Source organism: Pseudolysinimonas sp., from assembly GCF_031389465.1.
Classification (GTDB): domain Bacteria; phylum Actinomycetota; class Actinomycetes; order Actinomycetales; family Microbacteriaceae; genus Pseudolysinimonas_A.
The window spans coordinates 1-15,766 of record NZ_JANMSQ010000009.1; the positions used below are offsets into that span (position 1 = coordinate 1).

The 15,766-nt window shown below is 68.1% G+C and carries 17 protein-coding genes; 4 read left to right on the forward strand and 13 right to left on the reverse strand.

Going from position 1 to position 15,766, the window contains the following annotated elements:
* The coding region (gene glgB, locus RMO30_RS00225; RefSeq protein WP_309707920.1) for a 1,4-alpha-glucan branching protein GlgB at window positions 1-1,584 on the forward strand (1,584 nt) is incomplete at its 5' end.
* 78 nt (window positions 1,585-1,662) lie between these two features.
* On the opposite strand, the gene RMO30_RS00230 is transcribed toward glgB, so the two are convergent.
* Together RMO30_RS00230 and RMO30_RS00235 are read right to left on the reverse strand one after the other, a co-directional pair.
* On the reverse strand, window positions 1,663-2,598 hold the full coding sequence (locus tag RMO30_RS00230; protein WP_309707922.1) for a tetratricopeptide repeat protein: 936 nt from the start codon (window positions 2,596-2,598) through the stop codon (window positions 1,663-1,665).
* A 30-nt stretch (window positions 2,599-2,628) separates the two neighbouring features.
* The gene (locus RMO30_RS00235; protein WP_309707923.1) at window positions 2,629-4,455 is read right to left on the reverse strand and encodes a hypothetical protein; all 1,827 of its coding nucleotides are present in this window, start codon (window positions 4,453-4,455) and stop codon (window positions 2,629-2,631) included.
* A 219-nt stretch (window positions 4,456-4,674) separates the two neighbouring features.
* Here RMO30_RS00235 and RMO30_RS00240 point away from each other — a divergent pair, with 219 nt between their 5' ends.
* The 3 genes from RMO30_RS00240 to RMO30_RS00250 all read left to right on the forward strand — a co-directional run bounded on the left by RMO30_RS00240 (window position 4,675) and on the right by RMO30_RS00250 (window position 7,993).
* Window positions 4,675-6,453, forward strand: coding sequence for a hypothetical protein (locus RMO30_RS00240; protein ID WP_309707925.1), 1,779 nt, complete (start codon window positions 4,675-4,677; stop codon window positions 6,451-6,453).
* 35 nt (window positions 6,454-6,488) lie between these two features.
* Complete coding sequence (locus tag RMO30_RS00245; protein ID WP_309707926.1) at window positions 6,489-7,550, forward strand: AI-2E family transporter; 1,062 nt, start codon at window positions 6,489-6,491, stop codon at window positions 7,548-7,550.
* A 65-nt stretch (window positions 7,551-7,615) separates the two neighbouring features.
* Window positions 7,616-7,993 carry a hypothetical protein gene (locus RMO30_RS00250; RefSeq protein WP_309707928.1) on the forward strand — a complete coding sequence of 126 codons (378 nt, stop codon included), beginning with the start codon at window positions 7,616-7,618 and terminating at the stop codon, window positions 7,991-7,993.
* Between the two features lie 19 nt (window positions 7,994-8,012).
* On the opposite strand, the gene RMO30_RS00255 is transcribed toward RMO30_RS00250, so the two are convergent.
* From RMO30_RS00255 to rpsB, 11 genes are all read right to left on the reverse strand, one after another.
* Window positions 8,013-8,729, reverse strand: a complete 717-nt coding sequence (locus tag RMO30_RS00255; RefSeq protein WP_309707932.1) for an alpha/beta fold hydrolase — start codon at window positions 8,727-8,729, stop codon at window positions 8,013-8,015.
* A gap of 10 nt (window positions 8,730-8,739) precedes the next feature.
* Window positions 8,740-9,024, reverse strand: coding sequence for a hypothetical protein (locus tag RMO30_RS00260; RefSeq protein ID WP_309707935.1), 285 nt, complete (start codon window positions 9,022-9,024; stop codon window positions 8,740-8,742).
* 44 nt (window positions 9,025-9,068) lie between these two features.
* A complete protein-coding gene (locus RMO30_RS00265; protein WP_309707938.1) occupies window positions 9,069-9,665 on the reverse strand; it encodes a lytic transglycosylase domain-containing protein in 597 nt (198 codons plus the stop codon).
* A gap of 62 nt (window positions 9,666-9,727) precedes the next feature.
* A complete protein-coding gene (locus tag RMO30_RS00270; protein ID WP_309707940.1) occupies window positions 9,728-10,282 on the reverse strand; it encodes a DivIVA domain-containing protein in 555 nt (184 codons plus the stop codon).
* Entirely contained in the window at window positions 10,279-11,244 is a 966-nt protein-coding gene (locus RMO30_RS00275; RefSeq protein ID WP_309707942.1) for a CDP-archaeol synthase, read from the reverse strand. Before RMO30_RS00275 ends, RMO30_RS00270 begins: the two co-directional genes overlap by 4 nt.
* Entirely contained in the window at window positions 11,244-11,762 is a 519-nt protein-coding gene (gene frr / locus RMO30_RS00280) for a ribosome recycling factor (protein WP_309707958.1), read from the reverse strand. The genes RMO30_RS00275 and frr overlap by 1 nt, the downstream gene beginning before the upstream one ends.
* A gap of 69 nt (window positions 11,763-11,831) precedes the next feature.
* On the reverse strand, window positions 11,832-12,647 hold the full coding sequence (locus RMO30_RS00285) for a DUF3097 family protein (RefSeq protein ID WP_309707945.1): 816 nt from the start codon (window positions 12,645-12,647) through the stop codon (window positions 11,832-11,834).
* A complete protein-coding gene (pyrH, locus tag RMO30_RS00290) occupies window positions 12,644-13,384 on the reverse strand; it encodes a UMP kinase (RefSeq protein WP_309707948.1) in 741 nt (246 codons plus the stop codon). The genes RMO30_RS00285 and pyrH overlap by 4 nt, the downstream gene beginning before the upstream one ends.
* A gap of 71 nt (window positions 13,385-13,455) precedes the next feature.
* Window positions 13,456-13,875 (reverse strand): hypothetical protein, encoded by a 420-nt coding sequence (locus RMO30_RS00295; RefSeq protein WP_309707950.1) that lies wholly within the window; start codon window positions 13,873-13,875, stop codon window positions 13,456-13,458.
* A gap of 128 nt (window positions 13,876-14,003) precedes the next feature.
* Window positions 14,004-14,828 (reverse strand): translation elongation factor Ts, encoded by an 825-nt coding sequence (gene tsf / locus RMO30_RS00300; protein WP_309707953.1) that lies wholly within the window; start codon window positions 14,826-14,828, stop codon window positions 14,004-14,006.
* Between the two features lie 47 nt (window positions 14,829-14,875).
* The coding region (gene rpsB / locus RMO30_RS00305; protein ID WP_309707955.1) for a 30S ribosomal protein S2 at window positions 14,876-15,766 on the reverse strand (891 nt) is incomplete at its 5' end.

Here is a 15,766-nt window from a genome sequence, read left to right on the forward strand (position 1 = left end):
GCGGCCGGCACCTGGGTGACCCGCGCCGACCCGATGGCGCGCTACACCGAAGTGCCACCGAAGACCGCTTCCGTCGTCGGGCAGACGCTCTACGAGTGGCACGACTCCACCTGGCTCGCTCAGCGCGCCTCGCACGACCCCCACAACTCGGCGATGAGCATCTACGAGTTGCACATCGGGTCGTGGCGCCCGGGCCTCGGCTACCGCGAGCTGTCCGACCAGCTCATCGAGTACATCCACGAGCTGGGGTTCACCCACGTGGAGTTCCTGCCCGTCGCCGAGCATCCCTACGGGCCGTCGTGGGGCTACCAGGTGACCGGCTACTACGCGCCGACGTCGCGCTTCGGACATCCCGACGACTTCAAGTACCTCGTCGACCGGCTGCACCAGGCATCCATCGGGGTCATCGTCGACTGGGTGCCCGCACACTTTCCGAAAGACGAGTGGGCGCTGGCGAACTTCGACGGGCAGCCGCTCTACGAGCACGCCGACCCGCGACTCGGCGAACACCCGGACTGGGGCACCCTCGTCTTCGACTTCGGACACAGCCAGGTGCGCAACTTCCTGGTCGCGAACGCCCTGTACTGGCTCGAAGAGTTCCACGTCGACGGGTTGCGGGTGGATGCCGTCGCCTCGATGCTCTACCTCGACTACTCCCGCAAAGACGGCGAATGGCTGCCCAACGAGAACGGTGGGCGCGAGAACCTGCGCGCGATCTCGTTCCTGCAAGAGGTCAACGCGACCGCCTACAAGCGCAACCCCGGCATCGTGATGATCGCTGAGGAGTCGACATCCTGGACCGGGGTCACGGGCACGACCGGCGGCAACGGACTCGGATTCGGGCTCAAGTGGAACATGGGTTGGATGCACGACTCCCTGGAGTACATGCACGAGAACCCGATGTGGCGGGCCCACCACCACGACAAGATCACCTTCTCGTTCGTCTACGCCTGGAGCGAGAACTTTCTGCTGCCGATCTCGCACGACGAAGTGGTGCACGGCAAAGGCTCGTTGCTGGCGAAAATGCCGGGCGACCAGTGGCAGAAACTCGCGAACCTGCGTGCATACCTGGCGTTCATGTGGGCGCACCCCGGCAAACAGCTGCTCTTCATGGGTTCCGAGTTCGGGCAACCGTCGGAGTGGAGCGAGCAGCGCGGACTCGACTGGTGGATCCTCGAACAGCCCGCCCACCAGGGCCTGTCGCGGCTCGTGTCGCAGCTGAACCGCGTGTACCGCGACAACCCCGCACTGTGGGAGCAGGACAACACCCCCGCCGGCTTCGAGATGCTCGGCAGCGACTCAGGCGCCAACGTGTTGTCGTTCGTGCGCTGGTCAGCGTCGGGTGAGGCGCTCGTCTGCGCGGTGAACTTCGGCGGCAACCCGGTCGGCCCGTACCGCATCGGGATGCCGTTCGCCGGCCGCTTCGACGAGGTGATCAACACCGACGCCGTCGAATTCGGCGGATCGGGTGTCGGCAACTACGGTTCGGTCGTCGCCTCAGAGGAACCGTGGGACGGTCGCCCCGCATCCGTGGAGCTCACCCTGCCGCCGCTCGCCGCCCTCTGGCTACGTGCCGCCCGCTGAAACTTCGGCTATTTGCCCGAAATGGCTGACATTCGGGTCAAGAAGTCGACCATCTTGGGCAAATAGCCGTCGTCGGCGTCAGTACAGCAACAGGGTGAGGCGGCGACGGGCCGCGACGACTCGGGGGTCGTCGGCACCGGCGATCTCGAAGTACTCGAGGATGCGGGTGCGCACGGCTTCGCGGCCCTCGGTGTCGAGCGACGGGAAGAGGTCGAGCAGGCGGGCGAATGCGTCGTCGAGGTGGCCGCCGCTGACGTCGAGGTCGGCCACGGCGAGCTGGGCGGCGACCGAGGCGGGAGCATCCGCTGCTGCTGTGCGCAGGTCGTCGGCGACCGCGCCATCGAGACGTTGCAGCAGGGATGCCTGGGCGAGCCCGGCGACCGCGAGGGTGTCGCGCGGGTTCTGGGCAATCGCTTTGCGATAGGCCGCGACGGCAGCGGCATAGTCGCCCCCGGAGATCGCGTCGAACGCCTCCTGGTGGAGCGGCGGGAGCGGCTCCTCGACCGGCTCGGCGGCGTCGGCCGACTCGCCGCCCTCGCCGTCGGCGGGGAGGGCGTTCGGGTCGAGCGCACCGGTGATGCCGTTCTGCTGGGCGACCTGCAGCAACTGGTCGAACACCTGTCGCACCTGATCTTCAGCCGGGGTGCCGACGAACAGCGGAACGGGACGACCAGCCAGGATGCCTGCTGCCGCCGGCACCTCGCGCACCTGGAAGGCCTCGGCGATCCCGGGGTTCGCCTGTGCGTCGACCGTCGCGAGAACGAGCCGCCCGCCGTACGACTCGACGATGGCGCCGAGAGCGGGGGCGAGGCCGGGCGCATACAACTCGACGATCACCGGAACCCGGGAGGAGAGCTCGACGATCTGCGGGAAAGTCGCCTCGGTGACCTCGACGACGAGGCCACTGCCCGACGGCTCGGGCGTCGATCCGGGGGCTGGGGGCGGGGTGTTCGCGCGACGGACCAGACCGGAGAGGTCGACGGCGCCGCGCAGGCTCGGTCCAGGGTTGCTCATCGGTTCCAGCTTCGCACGGCGAGCGGGGGCCTAGCCGACCTCGACCGCGGCCACGAGGCCTTGCGCGTAACCGAGCACGACGATTTTTTGGTCGGTCGCACTCACCGGCGGCACGTAGAGCAGCAGCTGCACGCCGTAAGTCGCGACGATGCCGCGCGTCGACTGCGCCTTACCCGACAGTGCCTTGACCTGCCCCGCCGGGTTGACGGCGGCACCGGCCTCGACGGGGCGCACCGTTTCGACGTCTTCGAGGATGACCGAAACGATCTGGCCGGAATCGTTGGTGCCGAACGCGACGACCGGATCTTCACCCGGGCCATTGGTGAACGCGATGGTGGCACTCGTCGGGAGTGCGGCCTGCCGCTCGGCCTTGTACTCCAATCCGATCGCCTCGCGCAGGCTGTCGCCCTCCGCCTCGAACAGGTCGGCGAACTCGCTGTCTTCGCCGTTGATGAGCACGTCGCCGTAGGCCGCGGCGAGCTCCTCGGGAGGGAGAAGTCCCAGGCCGTTGCTCGGCGGCAGCGCCGGCGCGCCCAGCTCGGGCGGGGCCACGTCGGGAACCGATGCGATGAGGGTCACGACGTAGGACGCCTTGTAGTTCTCGCGAGGCGACTCCTGGGTGAGCATGACGCCGACGGCCTGAACGCCCGCGTCGCGCGTGACGGCGAACACCCGCCGCGGCCACACGTCGGTCTGCTCGGGAAGCATGACCTCGACCGTTTCCGACGGAATCGCTGCGATCGGTGCGACCGCGGCATCGGCGTTGCGAATGGTGTAGTTCGCCGTACGCAACGCGAGCGCCGGGCCGGTGAGCCGCTCGGCCGCGAGTGCGGGGTCTTTCGCCTCGTCGGCGTCGGCGACCGTGGCAACCACGTCGACCAGGATGTTGGCGAACTGCCCCGGCGTCACCGCGACCGGGGTGGTTTCGAAGCCGGGAGTCTCGCTCGCACCAGGGGTCGGCTGCGCTCCGACGGTGCAGCCGCTCAGCAGGAGCGCCCCCGCGGTCAAGGCACCCGCCGCGACGAACGCCCGGCGGCGACCGGAGCCGGATCGTGCGGGCTCGAGTTCGGGGGTCGGCTTCGCGCCGCGGCGCTTGTCGGGCTTGAGCTGCGGCGGCTTGGGGCGCTTCGGCAGCTTCGGGGTCGAACGGCGGGGGCCGCGGGTTCCGCGAGCGTGCACGAGCGCCCAAAGGAATGCGCCGAGTCCGCCGAGAAGGAGCACGATGCCGCCAACGATGAGCGGACCCGACGCCGGAGCGGAGTTGTCGAGCGGCCAGGTGATGCTCAGGTCGAGGGACTCGGACGGCTCTGCGGCAGCATCCGTGCCCTCAGCACCTTCTTCTGTCGACTCCACCGGCGCTTCGATCGGCGCTTCGGTGGTGACGTCGGTGCCCTCGAGCGCCGTCGGGTCGACGCCGATGATGACGGAGATGCCTTCAGGGGCATTGATCTTGCGGGTCAACAGGTCGGTGCCGGTGAACTCGCGCAGCCACAGGTCGGAGCCGACGACCGACGGAATCTCGGCCGCACTCTCGGAGCCGTCCACGACCTCGGTCGTCAGCTGTTGTGCCTCGGCGTCCCAGCCGATCTGGTTGTAGCTCGCGTCTCCGACCCAGGCCATCACGTCGGCGGAGCGCCCGTACGCGAGCACGATATCCCCTTCGCCTGCGACCTCGATCGACTGGGTGCCGGCATTTGCGTTGAGGGTGGCTGCGTCGATGACGGTCAGTGGGGCATCGCCGGTGACGACCGACGACGAGACGGATGCCGGTCCGGCGAGCACGGTGCGCTGAGCGACACCGAGTCCGATGGCGGCGGCGGCGAGTACGAGCGCGACGATCGCGACGACGAATCGCACGGGTGGGTACCTCCCGGCGGTAGAAGACAAAGACATTCCAGAATACCGGCCCGCCTGGGCAGGGCCTGGGAGCCGACTGAATCCTGCCAGTGCCGAGGGTGTCCCCCGACGGCATCCCCCGGTTTCGCCTCACGTTCGGGCCGTTACACTCGGAGGGTTCCTGCACGGTCAGGAACAGCCAATTCACTTTCAGCGCGCAGCATCGACCGGGGAGTTCCAGTGGCGTCCGAAGACACGGGTTTCAGCACCGAACTGCGGGGCTACAAGAAGGATGAGGTCGACTCGGTCGTCAGCGAGTTGCGCCGCGACCTGATCAAGGCCAACACCGAGAAGACCGACCAGACCAAAGAGATCAAGCGTCTCCAGGCGGTCACCGAAGACCTGCAGGCCGAGCTCGACGAAGTCGGCAGCCCCACTTACTCCGGCTTGGGCACGAAACTCGAGAACACTCTCCGGGTTGCCGAAGAACAGTCGACGCGACTGATCAGCCAGGCTGACATCGACGCCGAGCGCATGCGCCAGGCCGTGCAGCAGGAGGTCGACACGTTGCGCGCCGAGGCTGCCGCGCATGTGGACAGCACCGTCAGCGAGGCGCAAGCGGAGGCTGAGCGCACCGTTCAGGATGCCCGCGAGCAGGCGGCCACGATTCTCGCCGCCGCCCAGGCTGAGGCCGAGACCGCCCGCCAAGACGGGTTGCGCGAAGCCGCCGCCATCCGCGGTGCCGCCGCGACCGAGGTCGCCGAGACCCGTGCCGCCGGCAAACGTGAGGTCGCGTCGCTGCGCGCGGAGGTTGACCACGAGCTCGCCGAGTTGCGCACCGCCGCCCAGCGCGAGGTATCGGATGCCCGCGAAGCCGCTGCGGTACTCGCCCGGGAAACCGAGCGCACCCGTGCCGAGTTCGAGGCCGAGAGTGCCCGTCTGCGCTCCGATCTGGAACGCGAGCTGGAGGAGGCGCGCACGAACCTGGAGCGCGACACCGCCGACGCCCGGATCGCCCTCGAGATCGACACGAAGGCCGCCAACGAAGCCCTCGACGCCGACACCCAGCGCGCGCGCGCCGAACTGGAGGCATCGACGAGGGCCTCGCAGGCGGCTCTTACCGCCGAAGCCGCCCGCGTCCGAGCCGAGCTTGAGGCAGAGATCTCCAGCGGGCGCGCCGCCCTCGAGGCCGAGCTCAACGGCGCTCGCGAGGCATGGGAGGCCGAATCGAGTGGAGCGCGGAGCGCTCTCGAGGCCGAACTCGCCCACATGCGCTCCGAAGCCGACAACGAAATCTCTCAGGCGCGGGCGACCCTCGCCTCGGATATCGAGAAGCAGCGCACCGACCTCGCACGTGAGATCGCCCGGCAGCGCGCCGAGATCGCTCAGGAGGTCGAAACGACCCGAGCGCGCGTCCAGCACGACACCCACGGGCTGCAGGCGAAGCTGCTCGCAACTGCCGAGCAGGCGCGCGCCGATCTGGATGTCGAGCTCACCGCTCGTCGCGACGAGGCCGAGAAGGAGTACGTGCGCAAGCACCAGGAAGCGGCCGCCTCGACCCAGAAGTACCTCGACGAGGCCCAAGCGCAGCTCACCGAAGCCACGAACGCCGCCGCCGAACAGCGCGCGGAAGCGCTGCAGCTCGCGACGACGAGCAAGGCTGAGGCCAAGACCCTCGTCGACGACGCGAAAGCGAACGCCAAGAGCCGGGTCAGCGAAGCCGAGAAGCGCGCGAAGGAGCTGGTCTCTGACGCCGAGCAGCGCGCGTCGCAGCTTCTGGGCGACGCCGAGGAGCGCCTCGTAAAGATCCGCCTCGAGCGCGAGTCGGTGGCGGGGTACATCCAGAGCCTGCGCGGGGTTCTCGCGTCGGCTGAGCAGGTCGCGACCGACCATGGCTTCCCGGCCGGAGTCCCCGACGACGAGCCGCTCGCCGTTGAGTCTGGTTCTGCCTCGGAGGGTGCCGATGACGGAACCGACGAGATCGACGAAGACACGCGCGAGCGCGAGCACGCGGGCTGACTTCGGACCGCGGATGAGCCGCTAGCCTTGCGTTCGTGAAGATCCAGAACGCGTTCCGGTTAGGTCTGTTCGGCGGCCTCGGCGTCATCGTCGCCATCGCCTTCGGAGCGGCGATCGGCTCGCTCGCGACGATCCTCACCTACGTCGGCGCGGCACTGTTCCTCGCGCTCGGCGTCGACCCTCTCGTGTCGTGGCTCGAGAAGCACGGCTGGAAGCGCGGGGTCGCGATTCTCGTCGTTCTCGCCGGCATCCTCGCTGTCGTTGCGGGCTTCGTGCTCGCGATCATCCCGGTCATCGTCGACCAGGTCGGCGGCCTCATCGAACGGGCACCCGCCCTGTTCGAGGAGTTGATCCAACAGCGCGCGCTCGCAATCTGGTGGGACGAGACCCTGCCCTGGTTGCCCTTCGACGATGTCGTCACCAACGTCACCGATTTCTTCAACGACAACCTGGGCACAATTACGGGTGGCGTTCTGACGACCGTCATCGGTATTGCTTCGGGCGCGTTCGGCGCTGTCATTGTGCTCATCCTGATGCTCTACTTCGTCAGCTCGCTCGCGAGCATCAAACGCGGCCTTTACCAGCTCGTGCCCGCGACGAAGCGCGAGAAGTTCGTCGACATCGCCGAGCAGATCATGGACTCGGTCGGCCGGTACGTCGTCGGCCAGGTGGCGATGGGTCTCACGAACGGCATCCTCTCGATCATCTTCCTCACGGTGCTCGGCTGGATCCTCGGCGACCCGATCGAGTACGCCGTACTGCTCTCGTTCCTCGCGTTCCTGTTCTCGCTCGTGCCCCTCGTCGGAACGATCACCGGGTCGATCATCATCACCCTCGCCGTATGGGCGTTCGACGGCTGGCCGGCAGTGCTGGTGGTTGGCATCTGGTACCTCGTCTACATGCAGGTCGAGGCCTACGTGATCAGCCCGACCGTCATGAACCGTGCCGTCAAAGTTCCCGGCGTCGTCGTCGTGGTGGCCGCTCTCGCGGGCGGCACGCTGCTCGGCATCCTCGGCGCGCTCATCGCCATCCCGGTGGCCGCCGCGATTCTGCTGATCGTGAAACAGGTCATCATCCCGCGACAGAACGAGTTGTAACGCTCCCCCTCATCGACACCCATTCGGCGGCCTCCTCTTCGGGGGCGGCCGCGGCATGGGACGGAGTGCTACGCACCATCGAGGGGATGTCGTCAGCCGGTGCCGTGCGCTATGGCCGTCTCGTCGGCGCTCACCCCAAGATCGCGGCCGGACCACGGCCACTGGAAACCGGGTCGACGATCCCGGGCTTCATGGTCACCGAACTCGACGCGCCGCACCTCGTGGTGCTGCGTGGCCGACACCGGTTCTCGCGCTACCAGCTCGCGTTCTGCGTCGAGTCGACGGCGACGGGGTCCCGTGTCACGGCGGAGAGCCGTGCCGTGTTCCCCGGGTTGGCGGGCACCATCTACCGTCTGCTCGTCATCGGCACGCGGATTCACGAGGTGGTCGTGCGCCGGATGTTGCGCTCCATCGTTCGCGAATCTGGGACCCCGACGCGCTAGGGCTCGCGGCTTTCTCGGGTCACCCGTCCCAGGTCGTCGGCAACGGCAACGCGGCCGGGTTGACCCGCTGCACGATCTCGCTCAGCACGCGGGAGGTATGAGTCTCCCCCACCCAGAGGTGCTTCGCGTCGTCGACCGCGACCAGTTGCACCTCGGGCAGCACCGCGAACTTCTCACGAGCAGCGTCGGGCTTCAGGAAGTCGTCGAGTTCCGGCACGAGTGCGACGACCGGAACGCCCCGGTCGGCCCACGGGGCGAGCTCTTCCGGCGTCGTGCGCCGCAGCGGCGGCGACAGCAGGATGACGCCGGCGATCGGAAAGGGCAGCGCGTGCTTGAGCGCCACCTCGGTGCCGAACGACCAGCCGACGAGCCACGGGTTCGGCAGGCCCCGTTCGGCGACGAACGCCATCGCGGCGGCAAGATCGAGCCGCTCGTCGATGCCGTCGCCGAAGGTGCCCTGCGACGTGCCGCGGGGCGACGTGACCCCACGGAAATTGAACCTCAGCACCGCGAGGTCGGCCAGCGCCGGCAGGCGGGCCGCCAGCTTCCGGATGACGTGGGAGTCCATGAATCCACCGTGCGTGGGCAACGGGTGAAGGCAGACGAGGGTAGCGACCGGATCCTTCTCGAGCGGAAGCGCGAGCTCCCCCACGAGGGTGAGCCCGTCATCGGTGTGCAACTCGATGTCTTCGCGACGGGCGGGCAGTTCGACGCCCGCCCGGATCTCGATGGTCATGCCACGCCTCTCACGCCCGGATCTTCCAGCAGTGGGCGTGCCAGTGCCGGCGAGCCGCGAGGTCGTCGGCTTCCCCCATGATCCCGTCGGCGCGCCAAGTCACGACGTGCGCCGTGCCCGGTTCGATGTCGAGCCCGCAGCCGGGGCACAGGTAGCTCTTGACGGAGGAGGATGCCGACTGCGGCTGCACGTTCCACACCCCGTCGCGCTTGGCTTCGGTGCGCAGGCGTCCGGCGAGCGCCCGCTCGAGGTCGAGCTCTGCCTGCTCCTCGCGGCGGCGATTGGATCGAGGCATGCTCCCACCCTAAAACGGCGCCCCTCCAATCAATACCAAGCCGTTCAGTACCAGCCCTTGCGCTCGCTGTGCTCCCACGCGCCGCACGGGGTGCCGTACCGACCCGCAATGTAGCCGAGGCCCCAGGTGATCTGCGTCACCGGGTTGGTCTGCCAGTCGGCGCCTGCGCTCGCCATCTTGTCGCCGGGGAGGGCCTGCGGGATCCCGTAGGCGCCGCTCGAGACGTTGTGGGCGTAGACGTTCCATCGCGACTCGCGGTTCCAGAGTGCGACGAGGCATTCGAATTCGCCCTGGCTCCACCCGCGAGCGAGCACCATGTCGTAGGCGATCGCCTGGGCCGTTCCGGCGTCGGGGGTGCCGACGGCGGGGGCGGTGCGGATGCGGCTGACCGCGAACGCGTCACGCACGGCGCCGGGATGCTGCGGGTCGGCGATCGCGTAGGCCTGGCCGGGCAGGTCGCCGGGCGCGACGGTGGCGGCCGACGTCTCGGCGGCGGGTGAGAGCGAGGACGCGACGAGGAAGGCGAAGGTCACGATCGTGGCGAATGCGGGCAGCGACCAGCTGGAGCGCACATGGCGCTCCACGATCTGTTCCGGCAGGTGGGGACGAAACGGCGCCCCCCGCCGGCGATAGCCGCTCACAGCTGGCAGAGCTTACGCGGCGCGGCCGACAAAGGGCAGGACCCGACCGGGGGATGGCGGGTTTACGGGGTCTTGACCGCCTGCAGCAAGTCGATGACGGCGTCGAGCACGACATCCACCTGCGTTTCCTGGTAGCCGCCCTTCTGGGCGCCGAAGACGACTCCGCGCACATCGTCGATGGTCAGCGGCGCGCCCTGCTGGAGGTAGCGCACGACGCGGTCAGCGAACGCGTCGACATCGCGCACCGAGTAGCCGCCGGTGAGGATGCCGACTCGCGTGAACCGTCGCCCTCGCGACCGCACGCACCGGTCGAGCAGCAGCTGCGCCTCGGAGCGGGCCTGCTGGTAGGCGCCCTGGTTGCCGAGCTCGGCGAGCGCGCGATCACGGTCTCTGGTCGCAAACGCGTCTTCGAGTCGCTCGAGAGCGGAATCGACATGCGACGGCGAATAGCCCCCGCGCTTCATCGTGAAGCCCATCTGACGGATGGAGGTCGCCGTCACCACCTGGGCCGAGCCTCGATCGCCGGTGTAGGCGCGTCGCGCGTCTTCGAGAAAGTCTTCGACCTCGTCAATGTCGTACCCGGGGCCGCGCTTCACGCGGGGAAAGGTCGTGCTCACAACGTCAATGCTACGAGGTAGATCACGTATGCGACCGCAGCCGAGGGCAGGATCGAGTCGAGCCGGTCGAGGAAGCCGCCGTGGCCCGGCAGCCAGGTCGAGATGTCTTTCACCCCGAGGTCGCGCTTGATGAGCGATTCGGTGAGGTCGCCCATCGTGCCGACGAGCGCGAGCAGCACGCCCATCGCCAGACCCACCCACCAGGGCTGTCCGAGCATGAGCCACCCGAGCAGGATGCCCGCGATCACGGCGACGACGATCGAGCTGGCGAAGCCCTCCCACGTCTTACCGGGGCTGATCGTCGGGGCCAGCTTGTGTTTGCCGAAGGCGAGGCCCGAAGCGTAGGCCCCGATGTCGGTGAAGACGACGATGACGATCGACGCGAGCGTCCACCACTCCCCGCCATCGTGGCCGACGAGCACGACGTAGAGACCCGCCAAGAAGGTCACATAGACCTGCACGAAAGCGCCAGCGCCGATGTCGCCGATCACGGCCCGAGCCCCGGTGCGGTGGTCGGGCCGTACCAGCTCGCCGAGGCGCCACAGCGAGATGATCACGACCGCCCCTAGCAGCGCGAGCCACAGGCCTTCGACGCCGAGAAAGAACGCGACCGGCACCGTCGCGACGGCTACCACCGTCGAGGTGACCCGGGGCACGTCGCGGCCGGCGTAGCGCAGCGCACTCGCCAGCTCGAAGACCGTGAGGCCGATCAGAACCGCGGCCAGGATCATGAACAGCCACTTCACGAGGATGAGACTCACCAGGAAGAGGCCGCCCAGCACGAGCCCGATACCGATCGCCGCCAGCAGGTTGCGGCCGGTACGGGCGTTGATCTTCGCGTTGGTCTCGTCGAACTGGGCGCGGGCCTCTTCGACGCGGTGCTCGAGGTCGTCGAACGCGGTGTGCTTGCGAGCGGAAGGCACCTTTTCGGCGGCGGCGGGCTCGTCGTCGATCTCAGCCATCAGACCTCGAGCAGCTCGGCTTCCTTGCGCTTGAGGGCGTCGTCGATCGCCTCGGCGTGGTGCTTCGTCACGGCATCCAGCTCTTTCTCGGCCCGCGCGATGTCGTCTTCGCCGACCGCTTTGCCGAGGGCATCCAGGTCGTCTTTGGCCTTACGGCGCACGTTGCGGATCGCGACCTTCGCGTCTTCGCTCTTGGCGCGCACGATCTTGATGTACTCCTTGCGGCGGTCCTCGGTCATCTCGGGCATCGTCACCCGGATAATGGCGCCGTCGTTCGTCGGCGTGGCCCCGAGATTGGGGAAGGTGGCGATGGCGCGCTCGATCTCTTTGAGCGCCGCCTTGTCGTAGGGCGTCACGATGAGGGTGCGCGCTTCGGGGTTCTGCAGGCTCGCAAGTTGGGCGAGCGGCGTCGGGGTGCCGTAGTACTCGACCAGGATCTTCTGGAACAGGGCAGGGTTCGCCCGCCCGGTGCGAACCGTGGCGAAGTCTTCTTTGGCGACCTCGACGGCCCGGTCCATCTTGTCGCGGGCTTCGGTGAGAACATCGGCGATCGTCACGGCACACTCCTTCGCATCCGTTTCCCGAGCTTAGGCGGTCACGAAGTCGATGAGCTCCTCGACGCGGGCGAGCAGCTCGGCTTCGAGGTCACCGTAGCCGCGAACCGTGCCGAGGATGCGCTGCCAGGCGGCTGCGACATCCGCGGCATCGTCGTGGGGCCAGCCGAGTGCCGCGCACACGCCGTGCTTCCACTCGATGTCACGCGGAACGACGGGCCACGCTTCGAGGCCGACGCGGGCGGGCTTGACAGCCTGCCAGACGTCGACGAACGGATGCCCGACGACGAGCACGTGCGCGCCGACGACCTGAGCGGCGATGCGGCTCTCCTTCGAGCCGGGCACCAGGTGGTCGAGCAGCACGCCCGCGCGACGCCCCTCCGCCGGGCCGAACTCGGCGAGGGCGCCGGGCAGCCGGTCGGCGCCGTCGAGCGGCTCGACGACGACCCCCTCGACCCGAAGGTCGGCGCCCCACACCTTCTCGATCAGCTCGGCATCGTGGCGGCCCTCGACGTAGAGCCTGCTCGCGCGAGCGACCCGGGCTCGCTGCTGCGGCACCGCGCGACTACCGGATGCCGTGCGGGCGGCAGGCGCAGACGCGGCGCGTGGGGGAACGAGGATGACGGGCTCACCATCGACGAGGAATCCGGCCCCCAGCGGGAAGGCCCGCACCCGACCGTTGCGATCCTCGAGTTCGACGGTCTGCTTCGCGACGCCGACAATGGCGCCGACGAAGCCATCGACCCGTTCGACGACGAGGTCGCGGTCAGCCGGCACCTCGGGAACGAGCCGACGGCCAGCGGCTCGCCAGTTACCGGCGAGGACATCCTCGCCGTACCGATCGGTCACGCTCTGACCAAGGTCCCCAGCCGGTCGCCCTTGAGAGCCTTGGTGATGTTTCCCGCGGGTTCCATGCCGAAGACGACCATCGGCATCCCGTTGTCCATACAGAGGCTGAACGCCGTCGAGTCGACCACCTTGAGGCCCTGCACGAGCGCCTCCTGGTAGGAGATCTCCTCGAGCTTCTTCGCCTTCGGATTCGTGCGCGGGTCGTCGTCGTAGACGCCGTCGACGCCGTTCTTGGCGACCAGCACGGCATCAGCACCGATCTCGAGCGCACGCTGGGCGCTCACGGTGTCGGTCGAGAAGTAGGGCAGCCCCGCGCCGGCGCCGAAGATCACGACGCGGCCCTTCTCGAGGTGCCGTTCGGCGCGCAGCGGGATGTACGGCTCGGCGACCTGGGTCATCGCGATCGCCGACTGCACGCGCACGCCCGCGCCCGCCTGCTCGAGAAAGTCCTGCAGGGCGAGGGCGTTCATCATCGTGCCGAGCATGCCCATGTAGTCGGCACGGCCGCGGTCCATGCCCCGCTGGCTGAGCTCGGCGCCACGGAAGAAGTTGCCACCGCCGACGACGACGGCGATCTCGACGCCACCCTCGTCGGAGCTGTTCGTCGGGGCGGCGGCCGCGATCTCGCGAGCGATCGCGCTGACGACATCCGGGTTGACCCCGAGGCTCCCGCCGCCGAACGCCTCACCCGACAACTTCAGAAGTACGCGACGACGCTTCTGCTTCTTCTTGGGCACTCGCCCAGCGTACCGACGAAACGGGATCGCCTGGATCGGTACCACGCGGCACCGCGCCGGGGGACCTCGAGCTATCCGCCCGCGAGTGACCCGGTGGTCAGCGACCCGTCTTTGAAGCCGACGTAGCAGAGGATCGTGCCGCCGTCGTCCGTGATTCCGTAGCGAAGGTCGGACGGGAGGGAGTCCACGCCGAGGAACGCGTTCGTGTCCTCACCGCATTGCTCATCGGCGTCGTTGAGCCCCTCTGTCGTGTTCAGGTCGAAGCCGGTGAACGTGGAGATGATTTCGCTGTCGTGAGGGTCGGCACAGTCGACGTACTCGAATTGGCCCTGAAAACATTCGCCCGCGCCGTGCCCGCTCGATGCCGGGGCACCCTCGACGGGGGAGTCGCCCGGGCCTGCGGCGGGCGGAGGTGATCCGGCACAACCGGCCAAGATGAGGGCGCCGATCGCAACACCGAGCCACGCCACCGGAGAAGAATTCAGCGACATCATCGTCCTCTCGTCCTGGCTGACACCACGGCAGGAACTGGCCTTGAGCATACGCAACCCTCACCTCATTCACGAGGGGACAGCCTTGGTTCTCAAAGTTCAGAGCAGAGACGAGGAGGGCGGGTGAGCTAGGCCCCCACCTTGAACCGGGTGAACCCGGCAATGGTCAGGCCCGCATCCTTGGCGACGTTGGCGATGATCAGCTTGTTGTCGCGGGCGTACTCCTGCTCGAGCAGCGACACCTGCTTGAAGAAGGCGCCGAGGCGACCTTCAACGATCTTCGGGAGGGCGGCCTCGGGCTTGCCCTCTTCGCGGCTGATCTGCTCGACGATGCGGCGCTCGTTCTCGACCTCGGCCGGGGGCACCTCTTCGCGCGTCAGGTAGATCGGCGCGGCGAACGAGATGTGCTGAGCGATGCCGCGTGCGGTCTCGGCGTCGGAGCCCGTGTAGGCGACGACGACACCGATCTGCGGCGGCAGGTCTTTGCTCGTGCGGTGCAGGTACACGGCGAAGTTCTCGCCCGCGACCCGTGCAACCTGGCGAAGCTCGACCTTTTCGCCGATGATCGCTGCCTGGTCTTCGATGAGCGACCCGACGGTTCCGGTGCCGGTGGCGACGGTGAGTGCCGCATCCACCGTCTCGGCGCCGGAGTCGGCGAGCGCCGCAACGACCTGGTCGGCCAGGGCGATGAACTTCTCGTTCTTGGCGACGAAGTCGGTCTCGCAGGCGAGCTCGATCATCGTGACCGCGGTGGCGGACTCGACGACCGCGATCAGGCCTTCGCTCGTCGAGCGGTCGGCACGCTTCGCGTTGCCCTTCGCACCCTTGAGCCGCAGGATCTCGACGGCCTTCTCGATATCACCGTCCGCCTCAACGAGCGCGTTCTTGGTGTCGACCATTCCGGTGCCGAGCCGTTCGCGCAGCGCCTTCACGTCTTCCAGGCTGATGGCCATGGATGTGCTTCCTTACTTCTCGGGAGTTACTACTCGTGCGTGGGGAGCTACTCGGCGACCGGGGCTTCAGCCTCGGCGGCCGGCTCCTCGGTCTTCTTGGCAGCGGGCTTCTTCGCAGCAGGCTTCTTCGCAGCAGGCTCCTTAGCCGGCTTCTCGGCCGGAGCCTCAGCGGCGGGCTCCTCATCAACGACGGGTGCCTCGACGGCCTCGACGGCGGTGGGCTCCTCAACGGCGGCAGGCGCGGCCGTCTCGGACGCACCGAGCAGCTCGGCTTCCCACTCGGCGAGCGGCTCGACGGCGGAAACGTTGCCCTCCGCGGCCGGCGCAGCGTGACGCTGCACGAGACCCTCGGCAGCGGCATCCGCGATGATGCGGGTGAGCAGAGCCACCGAGCGGATCGCGTCGTCGTTGCCCGGAATCGGGTACTGGAGCTCGTCGGGGTCGGCGTTCGTGTCGAGGATGCCGATGATCGGGATGCCCAGCTTGGTGGCCTCGTCGACCGCGAGGTGCTCGCGCTTGGCGTCGATGACCCAGATCGCGGACGGGGTCTTCGTCAGGTTGCGGATTCCACCGAGCGACTTGTGCAGCTTGGTGAGCTCGCGCTTCTTGATCAGGAGTTCCTTCTTGGTGAACCCCTTGGTGGTGTCGTCGAAGTCGAGCTCCTCGAGCTCCTTCATGCGCGCGAGACGCTTGGAGACCGTCTGGAAGTTGGTAAGGAGGCCACCGAGCCAACGCTGGTTGACGAACGGCTGGCCGACGCGCTGCGCCTGCTCGGCCACGGTCTCCTGAGCCTGCTTCTTGGTTCCGACGAAGAGCACGCTGCCGCCGTGGGCGACCGTCTCCTTGACGAACTCGTAGGCCTTGTCGATGTAGGCCAGCGACTGCTGCAGGTCGATGATGTGGATGCCGGAGCGCTCGGTCAGGATGAAGCGCTTGAC

Bases quoted from the DNA above. Each gene is read 5' to 3' on its own strand.
- RMO30_RS00255 (WP_309707932.1), bottom strand. From the start codon at position 8,729: ATGACCATCGAGATCCGGGCGGGCGTCGAACTGCCCGCCCGTCGCGAA.
- RMO30_RS00230 (WP_309707922.1), bottom strand. From the start codon at position 2,598: ATGAGCAACCCTGGACCGAGCCTGCGCGGCGCCGTCGACCTCTCCGGT.
- RMO30_RS00295 (WP_309707950.1), bottom strand. From the start codon at position 13,875: ATGTCGCTGAATTCTTCTCCGGTGGCGTGGCTCGGTGTTGCGATCGGC.
- tsf (WP_309707953.1), bottom strand. From the start codon at position 14,828: ATGGCCATCAGCCTGGAAGACGTGAAGGCGCTGCGCGAACGGCTCGGC.
- RMO30_RS00260 (WP_309707935.1), bottom strand. From the start codon at position 9,024: ATGCCTCGATCCAATCGCCGCCGCGAGGAGCAGGCAGAGCTCGACCTC.
- frr (WP_309707958.1), bottom strand. From the start codon at position 11,762: ATGGACCGGGCCGTCGAGGTCGCCAAAGAAGACTTCGCCACGGTTCGC.
- RMO30_RS00275 (WP_309707942.1), bottom strand. From the start codon at position 11,244: ATGGCTGAGATCGACGACGAGCCCGCCGCCGCCGAAAAGGTGCCTTCC.